Origin of the sequence: Streptomyces caeni, assembly GCF_042678285.1 — a bacterium.
In the GTDB taxonomy this organism is placed as follows: Bacteria; Actinomycetota; Actinomycetes; order Streptomycetales; family Streptomycetaceae; genus Streptomyces; species Streptomyces caeni.
In genome coordinates this window covers 63,397-80,709 of the sequence record NZ_JBHUDX010000041.1, presented here as the reverse complement: position 1 = coordinate 80,709, position 17,313 = coordinate 63,397, and the positions used below count along the sequence as shown (strand labels likewise).

13 protein-coding genes are annotated in these 17,313 nt (G+C 71.7%); 7 read left to right on the top strand and 6 right to left on the bottom strand.

Features of this window, described 5'->3' with window-relative positions; translation table 11 throughout:
* Positions 1-6: 6 nt before the first annotated feature.
* The 5 genes from ACFSL4_RS15445 to ACFSL4_RS15425 are packed head-to-tail and all read right to left on the bottom strand — an operon-like array spanning position 7 to position 4,840.
* Positions 7-801 carry a citryl-CoA lyase gene (locus ACFSL4_RS15445; RefSeq protein WP_381082811.1) on the bottom strand — a complete coding sequence of 265 codons (795 nt, stop codon included), beginning with the start codon at positions 799-801 and terminating at the stop codon, positions 7-9.
* A complete protein-coding gene (locus ACFSL4_RS15440) occupies positions 794-1,963 on the bottom strand; it encodes a CaiB/BaiF CoA transferase family protein (protein ID WP_381082823.1) in 1,170 nt (389 codons plus the stop codon). The genes ACFSL4_RS15445 and ACFSL4_RS15440 overlap by 8 nt, the downstream gene beginning before the upstream one ends.
* Positions 1,964-1,966: 3 nt before the next feature.
* The gene (locus ACFSL4_RS15435; protein ID WP_381082809.1) at positions 1,967-3,442 is read right to left on the bottom strand and encodes an amidohydrolase family protein; all 1,476 of its coding nucleotides are present in this window, start codon (positions 3,440-3,442) and stop codon (positions 1,967-1,969) included.
* Between the two features lie 4 nt (positions 3,443-3,446).
* Positions 3,447-3,962, bottom strand: a complete 516-nt coding sequence (locus ACFSL4_RS15430; protein WP_381082808.1) for a DoxX family protein — start codon at positions 3,960-3,962, stop codon at positions 3,447-3,449.
* On the bottom strand, positions 3,959-4,840 hold the full coding sequence (locus ACFSL4_RS15425) for a dioxygenase family protein (RefSeq protein WP_381082806.1): 882 nt from the start codon (positions 4,838-4,840) through the stop codon (positions 3,959-3,961). The genes ACFSL4_RS15430 and ACFSL4_RS15425 overlap by 4 nt, the downstream gene beginning before the upstream one ends.
* A 154-nt stretch (positions 4,841-4,994) precedes the next feature.
* Here ACFSL4_RS15425 and ACFSL4_RS15420 point away from each other — a divergent pair, with 154 nt between their 5' ends.
* The 5 genes from ACFSL4_RS15420 (at position 4,995) to ACFSL4_RS15400 (ending at position 11,854) form a co-directional block, all read left to right on the top strand.
* The gene (locus ACFSL4_RS15420) at positions 4,995-5,801 is read left to right on the top strand and encodes an IclR family transcriptional regulator domain-containing protein (protein ID WP_381082804.1); all 807 of its coding nucleotides are present in this window, start codon (positions 4,995-4,997) and stop codon (positions 5,799-5,801) included.
* Between the two features lie 213 nt (positions 5,802-6,014).
* Positions 6,015-6,566 carry a DUF1697 domain-containing protein gene (locus ACFSL4_RS15415; RefSeq protein WP_381082802.1) on the top strand — a complete coding sequence of 184 codons (552 nt, stop codon included), beginning with the start codon at positions 6,015-6,017 and terminating at the stop codon, positions 6,564-6,566.
* A gap of 230 nt (positions 6,567-6,796) precedes the next feature.
* On the top strand, positions 6,797-7,738 hold the full coding sequence (locus ACFSL4_RS15410) for an ABC transporter ATP-binding protein (RefSeq protein WP_381082800.1): 942 nt from the start codon (positions 6,797-6,799) through the stop codon (positions 7,736-7,738).
* A complete protein-coding gene (locus tag ACFSL4_RS15405) occupies positions 7,735-9,093 on the top strand; it encodes an ABC transporter permease (RefSeq protein ID WP_381082798.1) in 1,359 nt (452 codons plus the stop codon). Before ACFSL4_RS15410 ends, ACFSL4_RS15405 begins: the two co-directional genes overlap by 4 nt.
* Positions 9,094-9,097: 4 nt before the next feature.
* The gene (locus tag ACFSL4_RS15400; RefSeq protein ID WP_381082796.1) at positions 9,098-11,854 is read left to right on the top strand and encodes an alkaline phosphatase family protein; all 2,757 of its coding nucleotides are present in this window, start codon (positions 9,098-9,100) and stop codon (positions 11,852-11,854) included.
* Positions 11,855-12,275: 421 nt separating this feature from the next.
* Here the strand turns inward: ACFSL4_RS15400 and ACFSL4_RS15395 are convergent, their stop codons facing one another.
* On the bottom strand, positions 12,276-13,871 hold the full coding sequence (locus tag ACFSL4_RS15395; protein ID WP_381082794.1) for an N-6 DNA methylase: 1,596 nt from the start codon (positions 13,869-13,871) through the stop codon (positions 12,276-12,278).
* Between ACFSL4_RS15395 and drmD the strand changes: the two genes are divergently transcribed.
* Together drmD and ACFSL4_RS15385 are read left to right on the top strand one after the other, a co-directional pair.
* The gene (drmD, locus tag ACFSL4_RS15390; RefSeq protein WP_381082792.1) at positions 13,788-16,289 is read left to right on the top strand and encodes a DISARM system SNF2-like helicase DrmD; all 2,502 of its coding nucleotides are present in this window, start codon (positions 13,788-13,790) and stop codon (positions 16,287-16,289) included. The two genes, ACFSL4_RS15395 and drmD, sit on opposite strands and share 84 nt — an antisense overlap.
* On the top strand, positions 16,286-17,233 hold the full coding sequence (locus ACFSL4_RS15385; RefSeq protein WP_381082790.1) for a hypothetical protein: 948 nt from the start codon (positions 16,286-16,288) through the stop codon (positions 17,231-17,233). The genes drmD and ACFSL4_RS15385 overlap by 4 nt, the downstream gene beginning before the upstream one ends.
* Positions 17,234-17,313 lie beyond the last annotated feature (80 nt).

Here is a 17,313-nt window from a genome sequence, read left to right as displayed (position 1 = left end):
CCGCCGCTACGTGCCGTACGGCCGCGGCGGCACGGACCGGTTGTTGAGGTCCACCGACAGGAAGATGTCGTTCGCCACGGGGTTGCGCAGTTCCTCGGCGAGCTGCCCGATGAGCCCGGCGGTGCGGGCCAGCAGAGCGAAGGCGCGCAGCAGCTCCAGCGGCAGGCCGAGGTCGGCGAGCGCGGCGCCGCAGACGCCCGCGCCGTTGAGCGGCAGCGTCCGGCCCAGCACCTGGGGGTGGACCCGGCCGACGGCCGCGAACAGCGACAGGTGCGGGCCGAAGAGCCCCTCCTCGGCGGCGATCTCGAACAGTCTCGCGGTGCGCGGGTCCCTTTGCTTGTGGACGTGATGCCCGAGCCCGGGGACGAACCTGGCGGCCTCCCGCGCGGACCGCACGGCACTGAGAGCGAGTGCGTCCCAGCCTGCCTCGTCCTTCGGATACGCGCCCTCCACAGTGGACAGGACCTCGTGAAGGAAGCGGCCGCAGTCCTCCGTGACGCCGAGGAAGCGCGAGCCGCCGCCGAGCAGCCCGGCGGCGAGTGCGCCCTGGACCGAGTCGGGCGCCGACAGATACGTCAGCCGGGCGGTGATCGCGGTCGGGGTGAACCCGTGGTCGGCGAGCGCGGCCAGCACGGCCTCGAACACCCGGGTCTCGCCCGGCTTCGGGCGGCGCTGCGTGGCGAGCCGGAACGCCAGCTCGCCGAAGCCGACCTCGCCCATGACATCGGCGGCGAGGTCCTGGCCGAGCAGGGTGATCCGGTCGAGCGACGACGCGCCGAGCGCTGTCGGGTACTCAGGCATCGCCGTCCTCCGGGTCGTCCTGCAGCCACTTGCGAAGTTCCGCACCGTGCTCGTCGAGTTCCGGCGGAGGGAGCCGGTAGGCCGCGGGCGTCTCGGAGAAGCGGATGGGGTGCCGTGTGGTGGGCACCGCCCGGTCCCCTTCGCCGACCTCCACGACGGGTTCGAGCCCGAAGCGCTCGGCCATCGCGAACCCTCCGTCGATGGTGTTGATCGGCGCGCACGGCACGCCGGCGTCGATGAGGAGGTCGAACCACTCCAGCGCCCCGCGCGTCCTGAGCCGCTCCACCAGGACCGGCCGGAGCTCCTCGCGGCGCCGGGTGCGGTCGGCGTTGCGCCGGAAGCGGGGATCGTCGGCGACCCGGGGGATGCCCAGTACCCCGCACAGCTTGCGGAACTGGCCGTCGTTGGCCGCGGTGACGATCAGGTCCCGGTCGGCCGTCGGCAGCGGCTCATAGGGGAAGACGCTGGGGTGGGCGTTGCCCATGCGGTACGGCACGGTGCCGCCGGCGACGTACGCCGAGCTGTGGTTGACCAGTCCGGTCAGTGCCGAGGACAGCAGGTTCACCTCGACGAGCTGGCCCCGGCCGGTGGTGTCGCGGTGCCGCAGCGCGGCGAGGATGCCGATGGCCGCGTGATTGCCGGCCATCACGTCGAAGACCGAGATCCCGGCGCGGTACGGGGGCCCCGCGGGGTCACCGGTGAGGCTCATCAGCCCGGAGATCGCCTGGACCATCAGGTCGTAGCCGGGGACCCGCCGTCCGGGGCCCGATCCGAACCCGCTGATCGACGCGTAGACCACGCCCGGGTTGGCGGCGCTCACCGAGGCGTGGTCCAGACCGTATCCGGCGAGTCCGCCGGGCTTGAAGTTCTCGATCACCACGTCCGCGCGCCTGGCCAGGGCCCTGGCCAGGCGCGCGTCCTCCGCGTCGCGGAAGTCGAGCGCGATCGACCGCTTCCCGCGGTTGATCCCCAGGTAGTAGGTCGACACGCCGTCCCGCACCGGGGGCATCCAGGCGCGGGTGTCGTCCCCTCCGGGAGACTCGACCTTCACGACGTCGGCGCCGAGGTCCGCCAGCAGCATCGTCGCGTACGGTCCCGCGAGGATCCGCGAGAAGTCCGCCACCAGCAGTCCCTCCAGCGGCCCGCGGGCACCACCGCTCATCATTCACGACTCCTCGTGCCGCACGGCCACGCCCTCGCCGCGGTACGCGCTGTAGGTGTAGGGGTTCGGGATCAGCTCGCGCTGCGGTATCTCCGGCTCCATCGCCTCCCGCCAGGCCTCCTCGCCCAGCGTGCCGCGCGCGTACTCGACGGTGGCCGCCACGGCGTCGCGCGCCCGCCGCACGTCCACGCCGACCAGTTCGTGCCGGTACTTCACCACCGTGCCGCCCACGAGCACGGTGTCCACATCGGCGCGCCCGGCCTGGTAGACGACGTGCCCGTAGGGGTGCAGGAGCGGGAACATGGCCGGGTCCCGGTCGTTCCTGATCAGCACGAGGTCGGCCTTCTTGCCCGGCGTCAGCGAGCCGATCCGGTCGTCGAGGCCGAGCACCCTTGCCCCGCCGATGGTGGCCCACTCGACGACGTCCCGTGCGCGCAGCTTGTGGTGCACCACCGTCTCGCCGGCCGCGTGGGCCTCCAGGTGGTCGCGTGCGCGGTCGGCCGACAGCGTGGCGCGCATGGCGGAGAAGAGGTCGGCGCTGAACCACACGCTGGTGTCCATCGACAGCGACGCGGGGATGCCGTACCGCCGCAGCCGCCAGGTGGGCGGGTAGCCCTGCCCGGCGTTCTGCTCGCTCTCCGCCGACACCGACACGGTGCCGCCGGAGGCGGCGATCCGCTGGTAGGAGTCCTCGCTGAGGGTGGCCGAGTGCACGTAGGTGACGTCGGGCGTCATGAACCCGTGCTCCCACATCAGCCGGATGCCGTCGTCGCCGGTCGCGCCCCAGACCCCGGCGTGCGTGGTCACGCGCAGACCCAGCTCGCGGGCCGCCTCGAACGCCGCCTTCTCCGGGAACGTCTCGTCGCCCGTGACGTCGAAGGCCAGCTGGAGGCCGAGCATGTCGTCGCGGGAGGAGAAGTGCCGGTCCGCGAACGACCGGAACTCCGGAGCGTTCGCCCACTCCCAGGGGGCCCCGAGCAGGTTGCCGTAGGCGAGCACGAAGCGACCCGGTACGGAGCGCAGCGCCTCGACCGCGGCGTCACCGTGCTCGGGCGTCTGCAGGCCGTGTGACCAGTCGACCGTCGTCGTCACACCCGAGTCGAGCGCGTCGACGGCCGACAGCAGATTGCCCGCGTGGATGTCCTCGGGGCGGAAGATCTTGCCCCAGTTGAGGTAGTAGAAGACGAAGTACTGCGACAGTGTCCAGTCGGCGCCGAGGCCGCGCAGCGCCGTCTGCCACATGTGCCGGTGGGTGTCGACCATGCCCGGCATGAGGATGCCGCCGGAGGCGTCCACCACGGCCGTGTCCTGAGGGGCCTCAAGGTCCCGTCCGACGGCCTCGATCCGCTCCCCGCGGACCAGGACGTCGCCGCGGTCGAGCAGGCCGACGGCGGGATCCATGCTCAGCACGGTCGCGTCGCGGAAGAGGATGGGGCGCCCGGTGGTGAGCTCGTCCGGTCGTGGGTCGTTGAACGTCATGTGGTCACCTCGTTGTGATCTGTGGGCGGGCGCGCAGCACCCGGGAACGGAGGGTCAGCGGGACGGCGGCCGCGGCGAGACCGAGCGCCAGCGCCCCGCTTCCCCACCCGTAGCCGTCGAGACCGTCCAGTCCGGCGGCGTGGTCGAGCGACCAGCCGCCCGGGCCGGTGAAGGCGAGGACCGCCGCCACCGCGCCGTACCAGAAGGGGACTTCGCAGCCGCCCTGCTGGGCCCAGAAGCCGTTGGGAGAGCTCGCCACGGCGGCGACGGTCATCGTCCCGACGACGACGGCGCAGCCGCCGGGCGTCAGGAGTCCGGCCGCGACGGACGCGGCCCCGGTGACTTCCGCCGCGCCCGCGACGAGCACCATCCGCCGGCCGGGGACGAAGCCCCACCGCTCGAAGACGACGGCGGTGCCGTCGGGGCCCGCGCCGCCGAACCAGCCGAACAGCTTCTGGGTGCCGTGGCCGCACAGCAGCGCGGCGAGCAGCAGCCTGAGCAGGAGCAGCCCGAAGGTCACGACGGTGTCCCCTCGGTGCCGGACGGCTGGAGCACGAAGTCGTACTCGGCGTGCAGGTAGGGCTCTTCGACGGTGCCCTCGCCGGGGCAGTCGCCGGCCGGCTTCTCGGTGAACTCCACGACCAGTTCGTCCTTGGTGCCGAACACGACGTCGCTGTCGAGGTAGTCGGAGCCCTCACGGAACAGATGGGTGATGAGCCTGTCGTGGCCGGGGTGGTCGATGAGGAAGTGGATGTGCGCGGGCCGGAAGTGGCTGATGCCGGTCCTGCGGACGAGGTCGCCTACCGGGCCGTCCATCGGGATCGCGTAGCCGAGGGGCGCGATGGTGCGCACGCAGTAGGTTCCGTCGGCCCGGGTGCGGTACTTGGCGCGCAGCCGCGCCTCGTCGACCTTTGGGAGCTGGGCCTCGTAGGCGCCGTCGGCGTCGGCCTGCCAGACGTCCAGGACGACATCGGGCAGCGGTGCGCCGTGGACGTCGAGCACACGGCCGGTCACGAACAGGGGGATGCCCGGGACGCCGTCGGACATGTCGAAGGCGTACGGCGCCGTCGGGGAACCGTCGATGTGGAACGGGCCGAGGACCGTGGCCGGCGTGGCGCGCGGGGAGAACCGGTTGTTGAGCTGGACGACCAGGGTGCTCAGACCGAGCACGTCGGAGGCGAGGATGAACTCCTGGCGCTTGTCGTCGCTGATCCGGCCGGTCGCGGCGAGCCATTCGACCGCGGCCGTCCACTCGTCCTCAGTGAGACGGATCTCGCGGGCGAACGCGTGCAGATGCCGCACCAGCGCCGTCATGAGCTCGGCGAGCCTGGGCGAATGGGCGCTGGCCCAGCGTTTCTCCGCGAGGTCGGTGAGGTTCTCCTCCGTCACGAAGGCCATGGAATCCTCCTTGATCCGGCCTGCACGACTGTGTCCGGACGACTGTCCGCACAGCGGTCAATCTGCCGTAAGTTCGAGATTCAATCAAGGCTCTTGCACAGGTGAGAATCGAAGGGGTGATGCCGGACCGATGTCCGTCCGATAGCCTTGGCGTATGCGCCGAGACGGAAATCCCGAGTTCATCGAGGCCCTCGCCAGGGGGCTGGACGTACTGCGCTGCTTCCGGCCCGGCACGGAATCGATGACACTGAGCGAGATCGCGACCGCCACCGGCCTCGCCCGGCCCACCGCGCGACGGATCCTCATCACCCTGGAGCAGCTCGGCTACGTCCGGTCCGGGGAGCGGGGCTTCTCGCTCACACCCCGGGTGCTCGACCTCGGCACGGCCTACGTCGGCTCGAAGAACCTGTGGGAGCTCGCCCGCCCCCACCTGCGTGAACTGGTCGTACAGACCGGCGAGTCCTGCTCCATCGCCCAGCTCGACGGCTCCGACATCGTCTACGTCGCCCGTGTCGCGGTGCCGAAGCTGGTCGCGCTCGCCGTCACCGTCGGCACCCGCTTTCCCGCACTGCAGACCTCACTCGGCAAAGTCCTGCTGGCCGCCCTCTCCCGCGAAGAGCTCGACAAGGCCCTGGCCGAGCCCGGCAGATCCGGCGTCACCCCGCGCTGGACGCCCGGGCGCGACGAGGTCGACGCCGTGCTGCGCGATGTCCGGGCCAAGGGCTGGGCGGTCACCGACCAGGACCTCGCGCTCGGCATCCGCTCCGTCGCCGCCCCGGTGCGGGACGGCGACGGGAACGTCGTCGCCGCCGTCAACGTCAACGCCCACGCCGCGGAGACCACGGTGGAGACCCTCGTCGAGCACCATCTGCCGCTGCTCCTGCGGACCGCGAGCGCGATCAGCGCCGACTGGGCGGCCTGGAGGGCGCGCCCGCTGGAGACGGTCGACGGCACGGGCTGAGGCCCTGGGTACGGTGGCGTGCCGTGGGGTGGGTCAGCGGCCGAACACCACCGTGCGGTAGCCCGCGGCCAGGGCGTGCTCTCCGGCGTGTGTCCGGTGCGCAGGAGACTTCCGGGACGGGTGGGCCCGCCGCCCGAAGCCGGGCGACTTCTGCGGGCGGGGGCCGTGGCTACACTGGTGCGGCCCACGACCAGGGTCCCCACAAACAGGGTGATGGTGTTGCTCTACATCGCGTTTCTGCGTGGCATGAACGTCCCCGGCCGTTCCGTGAAGATGGAATATCTCCGGGGCCTGTTCCGGGACATGGGCTTCGACTCGGTGCGCAGCCACATCCAGAGCGGGAACGTCTTCTTCGAAACCGGCGAAGAGGACCGGGCCGTGCTGAGCACCGCCATCAGCACCCATCTGCGGGAGGTCCTCGGCTACGAGGTCGCGGTCTGTCTGCGCACCATACCCGAGGTGGAGGACCTCATCGCGCTCGACCCGTTCAAGGACATCACCGTCACCGCCGACATGCGCTGCTGCGTGGTGTTCACGACCGAGCGGATCGATCCGGCGATGGCGCTTCCGCTGCTCTCCCCGAAGAAGGACATGGAGGTCATCCACACCACCGCCTACGAGGCGTTCGTGGTCTGGTACCTCATCAACGGCAGGGCGCCCGCCGCCAAGGGATTCCAGGAACGGCACCTCGGGCGCGACGCGACGACGCGCTACTTCCACACCGTCGTCGACATCCTCGCCGCCGCCAAGAAGGGCGCGGCCTGACGCTCGGCAGTGGGCGGTTGCCCCCTCTCCTCATCCAGGCCGGAACTCGCCGTTCCCGCACGCCTCTCCACGGATAGGGTCGCGGCGGGCGTCAGACGAGCGGGCACCTGCCCGATCCATCCCGCGGCGGATGCCGATCGCCTTTTGTTCCACGAACGTTCAATCCGCAGTGACCGCCCGCGTCGTGTGCCGTCCCTAACTTCCCTGCGGACGTCGAGAGATAGGGACTCATGGACACACTCCCCGCAGTACGGGCCCGCGGGATCACCAAGTGCTTCGGCAACGTTGTCGCACTCGACGGCATCGATCTGGATGTGGCGCAGGGGCGGATCCACGGTTTGGCCGGACCGAACGGCGCCGGCAAGACGACCCTGCTCGGCCTGCTGCTGGGCCTGGCCGTCGCCGACAGCGGCCGTCTTGAGATCCTGGGCACGCCGGTCGGGCGCGCGCTCGCCGCTCCCGACGGCGTCGCCGGCTTCGTGGACGGGCCCGGACTCTACCCCTCGCTCACCGCCAGGCAGAACCTCGCCGCGCTGGCCGCCCTTCGCGGCGGTGACGCGCGGACCGCGGAAATCGGCGACGTGCTCGACCAGGTCGGGCTCACCGATGTCGCCGACGACCGCACCCGCGGGTTCTCCCTCGGCATGCGCCAGCGGCTCGGGCTCGCCGCCGCCCTGCTCACCAGGCCCCGGCTGCTCGTACTCGACGAACCCGCCAACGGGCTCGACCCGGCCGGCAAGAAACACGTCCACGGTGTCCTCACCCGGCTCGCGGCGGACGGAACCGGCGTCGTGCTCTCAAGCCACCGCATGGACGACCTCGAGGCGCTGTGCTCCGAGGTCACCATCATCGCCACCGGGCGGATCGTCTTCTCCGGCCCGCTGAGCAAGCTGGCCGCCGAGAACCGGGAACTCGACTACCGGCTGCTGACCTCCGACCCGCGGGCCGCCCGCGGGGTGGCCGCCGGCACGGCCGGGATCCGCGTCGTCGACGACGCCCCCGCACGGCATGACGCCGAAGGGCTCGTCGTGCGCGCGCTGATCCCCGCGCTCGACGAACTGGTGGTGCGGCTCGTGCACGCGGGCATAGCGGTGCGCGAACTCAGCCCCGTGGTGTCGCCGCTCGAAGCCGCGTTCCTCGCCCTCACCGAGCCGCTGGAGGCCGGCCGATGACCGCGACCACCGTCGACGACCGCGCTCCCGCCGCCCCCCGCGTCCCGGTGGCCCGCGGCTACCGCTTCGAGCTGGTCAAGCTTGTCGCGCAGTGGCGGATCCGCCTGCTGGTCCTCGCCTGCTGGATCGTGCCGGCGCTCTTCGTCGCCGCGGTCAGCAGGCAGAGCACGCTCCCCACCGACACCCTCTTCGGCCGCTGGATGCACGCCACGGGATGGGCCGGGCCCCTGGTGGTGCTCGGTTTCGCGGGCACCTGGGCGCTTCCGCTGCTGACCTCGGTGGTCGCCGGCGACGTCTTCGCCTCCGAGGACCGGCTCGGCACCTGGCGCCACCTGCTGGTCGCGGTCCGCTCGCCTCGGCGGATCTTCGCGGCGAAGGCACTGGCCAGCCTGACCGTCATCCTGCTGCTCGTGTCCGGGCTGGCCTGCTCCAGCACGGCCGGCGGGCTCCTGGCGGTCGGCAACCGTCCGCTGGCCGGCCTCGACGGCCACCTGCTGACGCCGTCGGACGCCGCCGGGAAGGTCCTCCTCGCCTGGGTGTGCGCGCTCGCCCCGACCCTGGCCCTCGCAGGGATCGGACTGCTCGGGTCGGTCGCGCTGGGACGGTCCCCGATGGGACTGCTGCTGCCCGCGGTCGTCGCGCTCGCCCTGCAGCTCGCCCAGATGCTGCCGCTGCCCGTCGCCGTACGACTCGCCCTGCCCGGCTACGCCTTCATCGCCTGGAACGGCCTGTTCACCCGCCCGGCGCAGCTCGGCCCGCTGCTGATCGGCGTCGCGGTCGCCCTGGTGTGGGCCCTGGTCGCCACCGCGCTGGCCCATCTGCTCTTCGTACGGCGCGACTTCACCAACCCGGCGTACGACGGCTCCGGGCGCCGCGCGATCACCACCGGACTCCTGCCGCCGGCCGCACTGGTCGCCCTCACGGTCACGGTCGTCGCCGTGGCGACCCCGTCCATGGGTTCCGGAATCGAGCAGGACAAGGTGCAGCGGTCGGTCGCCACGGCATTCGCCCACCTCTACCGTCTGCAGACCCGGCAGCTCAACCGCCCCGATGTCACCGAGGCGCAGCTGCGGGCTACGGCGGCGTGCGACAAGGGCGCCGGCCAACTCGCCGCCACGGGGCCGGGCAACGACTGGCGCTGTGTCGTCTCCTGGCACCTTCCCGGCGTGGAGGCCACGGGGACGGCCGTCTACCAGCTCGACATCACCTCCGACGGGCGGTTCGTGGCCGACGGCGACGGACCGAAGGAAGTGAACGGCTACTTCCTGTTGCGCACCCCGAACGGGGACGCGCCGAACCCGCTCTGGCAGTTCGACGGGAACGTCGACCTGCTCTCCACCACCGCGAAGGGATAACTCCATGCAGGTAACACGCCGCCGCAGGCGTGTCGAGAAGGAGCATTCCGGTCTTCTCGCCAGACGCGTCCGCCGCCGGATACCCCTGCTGACGGCGGGCACGACCGTGCTCGCCCTGGTCGCCGTCGGCACCGCTTTCGCCCAGACGCACCAGTTCGGCACCGACCAGGTCGGCCAGATCACCGATCGGGGCCAGGTCATCTCCAGCGACCAGTACATCGCCCCGTACGGCGACCGCCTCGTCGTCGACAACGGCAAGATCATGTCGTCCTCGGTCAGCCCGGACGGCACCCACCTCGCGGCCTCCGTCACCGACGGCGGGATGGCCCTGTCCATCGTGGACCTGAAGAACTGGCGGGTGCAGCAGCTCGTCGGCACCTCCGCGTCGGCGGACCTGCGCATCCGCAGCAACGCCGTGGGCCAGGAGGGACCCACCTACTCGCCCGACGGCTCACAGCTGTGGCTGGGCCAGGCCGACGGCTACACCAGGTTCACCGTGAAGGCGGACGGCAGCGTCTCCGACCCGACGTCCGTCACGATCCCGGCGGACGGCCCCAAGCGCGCGCTGGTGGGCGAGGCGGTGTTCTCGCCGGACGGCTCCACCGTGTACTCCGCCGTCAACGGCCAGAACCGCGTGGTCGCCATCGACGCCGCGACCGGGACCGTCGAGCGGAGCTGGGCCGTGGGCAACGCCCCGCGCGACATGGTCGAGGCCGGCGGCAAGCTCTACGTCAGCAACGAGGGCGGGCGTCCCGCGAAGCCCGGCGACACCACGATCAACTCCTACCACACCCAGGTGCCGGCCGACCCGAAGACCGCCGCCACCACCACCGGCACGGTCAGCGTCATCGACCCGGCGAAGCCGGACGCCGCCGTCGAGAGCATCGACGTCGGTCTGCACCCGACGGCCCTGTACGCGAAGAAGGGGGCGCTGTTCGTCACCGACACCGCCACCAACGACGTGTCGGTCATCGACACCCGCAGCGACAAGGTCGTGCAGACCATCGCCACCCAGCCGTGGCCGGAGGCGTCGGTGGGCTACGAGCCCGACGCGGTGACCTTCACCGACGACGGCCACCTGCTGGTGACGCTCGGCCGCGCCAACGCGGTCGCCGTCTACCGGTACACGACCCCGCAGGAGCCGGTCGGCTACGTCGGACTGCTCCCCACGGACTACTTCCCCGCGGAGGTCGCCACCGTCGGCGACAAGGTCGTGGTCTCCAACACCCGCGGTGTCGACGCCCGCCGCCCCACCGACCGCGCCGGGCACGGCACCCACGACACGACCTCCAGCGTGCAGCGGTTCACGCTGCCGGACGACAGGGTCATCAGGTCCGAGACGGCCAAGGTCTTCCGGCAGAACGGCTGGAACGGCGGCGCGGTCGCCCTGACCCGGGGCCGGAGCCACGCCAGGCCGGTACCGGTCCCCGCGCGGCTCGGCGACCCCTCGACGATCAAGCACGTGTTCCTGATCGTCAAGGAGAACCGGACCTACGACCAGGTCCTCGGCGACGTTCCGGAGGGCAACGGCGACGCGTCGCTGGCGGAGTTCGGCGAGAACGTGACGCCGAACCAGCACGCGCTTGCACGGCAGTTCGGGCTGTACGACAACACGTACGACATCGGCACGAACTCCGCCGAGGGGCACAACTGGCTGATGCAGGCGGACAACCCCGAGTACACCGAGTCCTCGGCCGGCGAGTACGCGCGCAGCTACGACACCGAGGACGACGCCCTCGGCCACCAGCGGACCGGCTTCCTGTGGACGGGCGCGCAGGCGGCGGGGAAGTCCGTGCGCAACTTCGGTGAGTTCCAGCAGTTCCTGACCAAGCCGTCGGGCGCGAGCTGGCAGAACCTGTACTGCGACGCCAAGAACATGGAGGCGACCGGGCAGGACACCGCCTACCCCCTGAACTCGTCGTCGCCGATCCCGTCCCTCAACGACGTGTCGGTGCACGGCTTCCCGAAGTTCGACACCAGCATCCCGGACGTCTACCGGTACCAGATCTGGAAGCGTGACTTCGAGAGGAACGGCCCGGCGAACCTGAACATGTTCTGGCTCTCCAGCGACCACACCGGCGGTCCGGCCAACGCCGCCGCCCAGGTCGCCGACAACGACCTCGCGACCGGCAGGATCGTCGACGAGATCTCGCACAGCAGGTACTGGAAGGACTCGGCGGTCTTCGTCGTCGAGGACGACTCCCAGGCCGGCCTCGACCACGTCGACGGCCACCGCGCCCCGGTCCAGATCATCAGCCCCTGGGCCCGGCACGGCGTCGTCGACAGCCACTACTACTCCCAGATCACGATGATCCGGACCATCGAGCAGATCCTCGGGATCCACCCGATGAACCAGAAGGACAGCGCGGCCAGCCCGATGCGTGCCGCGTTCACCGGGCATCCGGACCTCACGCCCTTCAAGGCGCTGCCCAACCGGACCGCGCTGACCGCGGGCCTGCCGACCCCGCCCGCCTGCGGCGTGGACACCCCCGCACCGCAGGACCCGGCCGCGGCCGCCGCGCCGTCGGCGAAGGTGCCGGCGGACAAGCAGGCGATCGCGGCGCAGTGGGAGAAGTGGAAGTCGCATCAGCGGCTGACCGGGCCGAGCGCCGTGCCCGACTTCGCCAACCCCGCGCAGATGAACCACTTCACGTGGTACCAGACGCACGACTGGAAGAAGCCGTACCCCGGCGAGAACAGGATCTTCGCGCCCCAGGACGTCCCGGGCGCCTACCTCCCGTCGTCGGAGTCCGACGGCTGAGTCAGGCGGATCGCGTCAAGGGGTCCCCGGCCGGCGGTCACCGCGGGCCGGGGACCCCTTCGGTTCCTCGGGCCAAGGCTCGGGACGGTGCGCGCACCTGAACCACGCCCCGATGAACCGGCTGTGGCGTGAGGATGTCATCGACTCACACGAGAGGATCCCGACCGAGTCCACAAGGCGGCCCGTGTGCCGAACCCGGGTCCCGGGCAGGGCCGACCGCGACGTTCAAGGCGTTCATCAGCGCCGTTCCCCCGACGGCGCCGACCTGCTCGCCATCGCCCCACGGCTGCCGGCCCCTCAGCCTTGTCAGGGGCACTCCTGTCCGGCGGCTCGTCGCTCGCCGCTGCGACGCATCGGCGCAACGTCGTGATGCAGGGTCAGGCGGTCAGCCCACCCGCCGCAAGTCGATCACTCAGATCGCTCACCAACTCCACGCCCAGACCGTCTGCCTTGGCGAGCAGCTCCTCGAAGGCGTCGAGGCGGCGAAACGTCTCGGCGTACGCCGTCTGCTCCCCAGGGGGAGCTGGAGCACCTGGAGACGCCGGATGTCGACCCGGGCCGAACTGGAGGCGTGCGTGCCCGCCTGGCGCCCGTTGGCCGGTGCGCGCAGACAGCCGGCGAGGAAGCGGGCATCCAGTCTCTCCGGGTCCACCCGCAGGATGTAGAGCTGGGGGCCCACGGCCATCGGCGGTCCTTCGTGCACCCACGCCCTGAAGGCCCGAACCACTCCGGCGACCACGACGTCGCCCTCCTCGGCGACGGCCTGTGCCGAGTCGGCGGAGAGCACTCCGCCGGGAGTGCCGTCGAGCAGCAGGTCGGCAATGGTGAGGAGCGGCACGACAGTCCCGCGGGTCGGCGCCGCGGTCTCCGGCGGTTGTTGTCCGGCGCGCAGTGTCAGGGCACCGGCTTTGACCAGGTCTCCCACAGTCGCTGTGGTCTGCGGAGTCCCATCCTCGAAGCCGAGTCCGGAGAGATGCCGCGCCTGATCGGCCAGATCGCTCAGCAACGACCCGAACCCTCCCCACTTCGCGGCGAGTTCCGCGCCGGAGGTTTCCGTGGCGGATGCGGTGTAGCGACCCGGAGTGACGTCCACCTCGTCGTCCAGAAGGTCGAGCAGGGGGACCCGGACGGCGCCCTCCGGCGGGTCCAGGTCCGAGTGGTCGAGTGCCTTCATCGCGGTGAGCACGAGCGAGCCGACGGCACTCCAGTCGGGACCCGGCTCGCGCGCCCCGGGGCGCGCGAAACGCGTGGCGTCCACCAGGAGGGCGTCCTGGCCCGGCGGAGCGGCGGCAGGGCCGTCCGCCGCTGCCCGGAGGATCCACAACTGCAGCGACACACTGTGCGGTTGGGCGCTGCCGGGAGGCAGAGCCACGACAGCCCGGAGCGCTCCCGTGCGCAGCAGGGAGCCGCGGATGCGGCGCCCCGCCTTGCGCGACGCGACCGCGGGCGGAAGAACGACCACGGCGACCCCGCCGGGCTTGAGGTGGAAGAGCAGGTGTTGCACCCAGGCGAGTTCGGGCTCGGTGCGCGGGGGCAGCCCATGGGTCCAGCGCTGGTCGGTGGCGAGTTCTTCGTACCCCCAGTCCCGTTCGTTGAACGGGGGGTTGCACAAGGCGATGTCGGCCCTCACCCCGGCGAAGGGGTCCTCGCGCAGCGCGTCGGCCGTGGCGATCCGCGTACGGACCTCACGGCCTTCCGTGACGAACCCGAGCCGGGCGGAGGCCAGCGCGGCGAGCGCCGGGTCCCGTTCGGACGCGAGCAGTTCCAGATGAGGACCGTCGTACTCCTGCGTGGCTGCGGCGGCCAGGTGACCGGTGCCGCACGCCGGATCGAGGACGGTCAGTCCGCCTTCTCCCGGGTCGAGGCGGACCAAGAGGGCGATCCGGGTCATCAGCGTGGCGAGTGGCGGCGGCGTGGTGCTGAGCTGCCGGACATGGGTCTCCAGCCATCGCCGCAGCAGGAACTCGAAGGTTTCGCGCGGTCCCTCCGCGCGCCCCAGCTTCGCCGCCTCGGCCACCACGTCGCGCCCGCCGCACCCAAGCAGGTCTACGCCGTCGACTCCCAGCAGACCAAGCTGATCCGCCGCCTCGTCCCGCACTTCGAGCACCGGCTCTTCCTCTCCGCCACCCCGCACAACGGCTACCCCGAGTCGTACACGGCGCTCCTCGAACTCATCGACGACCAGCGCTTCGCCCGCGGCGTCGACCCCGACAGGGAGGCCCTGAAGGACACCGTCGTACGGCGCCTGAAGTCGACCGTCACCAACGCCGACGGCACGCCCCGCTTCCGCACCCGCCGGACCCGCGAACTCCCCGTCGACTACACACCCCAGGAACGCGAGATCCACCGACTGCTCGGCGCCTTCGCCGAGCTGCGCCGCAGGAAGCTCACCCCGAAGGCCCGCGGCGGGCGCCGCGCCGCCGACCTGGTCACCCTGCTGCTCAAGAAGCGCCTCTTCTCCTCCCCGGCGGCCTTCCTCCACACCGTCCGGGTCTACCTCTCCCACCTGGAGGACACCGGCCCCGCGCGGGGACGCACGGCCGCCGCCGAAGTCCCTGAATGGCTGGAGGAGTTCGCCGACCTGGTAGCCGACCTCGACGACACCGGCCTCGTCGACGCCGAGGACGACGCCCTGACCCGCTCCACGTCCCTCACGCCCGCAGAGGACGGCCGGGAACTGGAGCTGCTGCAGGAGATGGAGCGCTGGGCCCTCACCCACGAAGCGGCCCCCGACTCCAAGGCGGAGACCTTCATCCGCGAACTCAAGGCGATATGCCGGACGCCCGACGGCAAGCGCTGGACCGACCAGCGGGTCGTCGTGTTCACCGGGTACCGCGACACCCAGGAGTGGCTCCACGACCTGCTCCAGCAGGAGGAACTGACCGACGGCGGGCGCGTCGAACGCCTCCACGGCGGCCTGTCCGCCGAGGAACGCGAACGCATCCGCCTCGGCTTCCAGGCCGACCCCGCCCAGCCCGAGGGCACGGTACGCATCCTCCTCGCCACCGACGCCGCAGGCGAGGGAATCGACCTCCAGAACCACTGCCACCGCCTGATCAACTACGACATACCCTTCAACCCCAACAAGCTCGAACAGCGCATCGGCCGCATCGACCGCTGGGGCCAGCAGAAGGACCCGGAGATCACCCACTTCATCGGCTCCGGATGGCAGCAGGCCCAGGCCGGCTCCTACGAGGCCGACCTGGAATTCCTCTCCCGCGTCGCCAAGAAGGTCGCGCGCATGGAGCACGACCTCGGCTCCGTCAACGCCGTCCTCGCCGACGCCGTACAGCGCCGCATGACCGGCGACACCGCCCCCGTCGACATCGAGAACGCCAGGCCCAGGCGGATCAAGGGCCGCCGCACCGGCGGCGAGGTGGCGCCCGAGCAGAACGTCACCGCCCAGACCAAGAGGCTCGCCGACCAGTACGAGGGCACCGTGTCCGCCCTCGGCCTGACCCCGGCCAACGTCAAGCGCGTCGTCGACACCGCCCTCGCCCTCGACCACCAGCCCCCGCTCTTGCCCGCCACATTCCGCGCCGAGCACTTCCAGCCCGGCGACCTCTTCGAGGTGCAGCCCCTCTCCGGCAGCTGGGAGCGCGCCACCCGCGGCCTCGCCCATAAACTCCGCGAGGGCGAGCAGCGCCCCCTCACCTTCTCCCCGGCGGTCGCCGCCCAGGCCCGCGACGACGTGGTCCTCGCCCACCTCAAGCACCCCCTCGTCGCCCTCTCCACCCGCCTGCTCACCGCCGCCGTCTGGAACGCCGACTCGGTCGGCCTCAGCCGCGTCACCGCCGTCGTGACCGACGACCCGGCGGTGACGACCACCCTGGTCTCCGCCTACGCCCGCTACGTCCTCGTCGGCACCGACGGCACCCGCCTGCACGAGGAAGTCCTCTACGCGGGCGGCTGGTTCGGCGACACCGGCCGCTTCCGCCGCTGGGAGTCGGTGAACGAGCAGGGCCGGGCCCTGTCCCGCGCGCTCACCGAGGGCGCCGAGGCCGCCCCGCACCTCCGCAACGAACTCACCGACGCCTGGCCGAGGCTCCGCGACCCCCTCTACCGCTCCCTGGAGGCCCGCGCCACCGAACTCGGCCGCCAGCTGGAGAGCCGGCTCGCCGACCGCCGGGCCGAGGAGGAGCGCCGCATCACCGCCACCCTCGACCGCTTCGAGGCCACCCTGCGCGCCAAGCTCAAGGAGGAGGGCGACGGCGACGGCGAGCAGCTCGCCCTGCTGTCCACCCACGAGCTGACCGGCCACGAACGCCGCCAGTTCGAGGACGACCGCCGCCGCTGGCGGGAACGCCTCGACGGCCTGCCCGCCGAGCGCGAGCGCGAACTCGCCGCCATCGCCGCCCGCTACCGCGAGCCCCGCTCCCACCTCTTCCCCGCCGCCGTCGTGTTCGTCGTCCCCGCGAAGGAAGCCCGCCGATGAGCCCCCGCCGCACCGCGAGCCGTGGAACAGCCGCCGTCAGGGCCCGGGCCACCGACGGCCGCCGGCAGCACCAGGAGTGGCTGGACCTCACCGAGGTCTCCGGCCCCTTCCTCACCATGCCCGTCCTGCTGCGGGCCTGGCCCCAGCTCGACACCCTGGAGAAGGACGAACGCGCCCGGCTGCGCGCCCGCCACGCCGACTGGCAGACCGACACGACCGCGGGCCGCGACGAGTGGGTGGCGTACGTCCTGACGCGGCTCCTCGGCTGGAACGACGCCCTGACGCTCCGCGTCGGCGACTCGGAGCACCACGGCCTGGACCGCCTCACCCTGCGCGTCGCGGAGCACAACACCGAGGTCCGCCCCGACTTCGCCCTCGTCGACCCCGGCACCGACCTCGCCACCGAGGCCGCCGCCAAGCGGGTGCGGCTGCTCGGCATGACGGTTCCGGCGGGCACCGCGCCCACCGCCCGCGCGGGCGGCGTCGGAGACTGGGCGGCGGCCCCCGCCGACCGCCTCGCCCGCCTGCTCCGCCACCACGGGGTGCCGCTGGGCCTGGTGACGGACGGCCGCTGGTGGTGCCTGGTGTGGGCCCCGCTCGGCGGCGTCACGACCACGGCCGTCTTCGACGCGATCGGCTGGAACGAGGCAGCGGAACGCACCGTCGTCCGCGCCTTCGTCTCGCTGCTGCGCCGCCGCCGCTTCTTCGAGTACGAGGAGCCCGAGACGCTGGTGGGGCTCCTCAAGGAGAGCCTGGCCGCGGGCGAGGACGTCACCGAGGCGCTGGGCGTCCAGGTCCGGCAGGCCGTGGAACTCCTCAAGGCAAAGGAGAAGCACCCCGACCTGCCCCCGCCGTCCCCCGAGGCCATCCGAAAGCGCAAGGAGCAACTGGCCGCACGAGGTGGTTCGGATTTCGGTGAGGGCGCCGAAGGCGCCCTCTTCTGAGCCTGCGGCATGACAAGGGGCTCGCTCCTGTCACCCCAAGTGACGCGAGCGAGCCCGTCGTTCCACTCACAAACCTGCTC

Coding starts and splice junctions, on each gene's coding strand:
- ACFSL4_RS15445 (WP_381082811.1), bottom strand. CDS start 801: ATGCCTGAGTACCCGACAGCGCTCGGCGCGTCGTCGCTCGACCGGATC.
- ACFSL4_RS15440 (WP_381082823.1), bottom strand. CDS start 1,963: ATGAGCGGTGGTGCCCGCGGGCCGCTGGAGGGACTGCTGGTGGCGGAC.
- ACFSL4_RS15435 (WP_381082809.1), bottom strand. CDS start 3,442: ATGACGTTCAACGACCCACGACCGGACGAGCTCACCACCGGGCGCCCC.
- ACFSL4_RS15425 (WP_381082806.1), bottom strand. CDS start 4,840: ATGGCCTTCGTGACGGAGGAGAACCTCACCGACCTCGCGGAGAAACGC.
- ACFSL4_RS15420 (WP_381082804.1), top strand. CDS start 4,995: ATGCGCCGAGACGGAAATCCCGAGTTCATCGAGGCCCTCGCCAGGGGG.
- ACFSL4_RS15415 (WP_381082802.1), top strand. CDS start 6,015: ATGGTGTTGCTCTACATCGCGTTTCTGCGTGGCATGAACGTCCCCGGC.
- ACFSL4_RS15410 (WP_381082800.1), top strand. CDS start 6,797: ATGGACACACTCCCCGCAGTACGGGCCCGCGGGATCACCAAGTGCTTC.
- ACFSL4_RS15405 (WP_381082798.1), top strand. CDS start 7,735: ATGACCGCGACCACCGTCGACGACCGCGCTCCCGCCGCCCCCCGCGTC.
- ACFSL4_RS15400 (WP_381082796.1), top strand. CDS start 9,098: ATGCAGGTAACACGCCGCCGCAGGCGTGTCGAGAAGGAGCATTCCGGT.
- drmD (WP_381082792.1), top strand. CDS start 13,788: ATGGGTCTCCAGCCATCGCCGCAGCAGGAACTCGAAGGTTTCGCGCGG.
- ACFSL4_RS15385 (WP_381082790.1), top strand. CDS start 16,286: ATGAGCCCCCGCCGCACCGCGAGCCGTGGAACAGCCGCCGTCAGGGCC.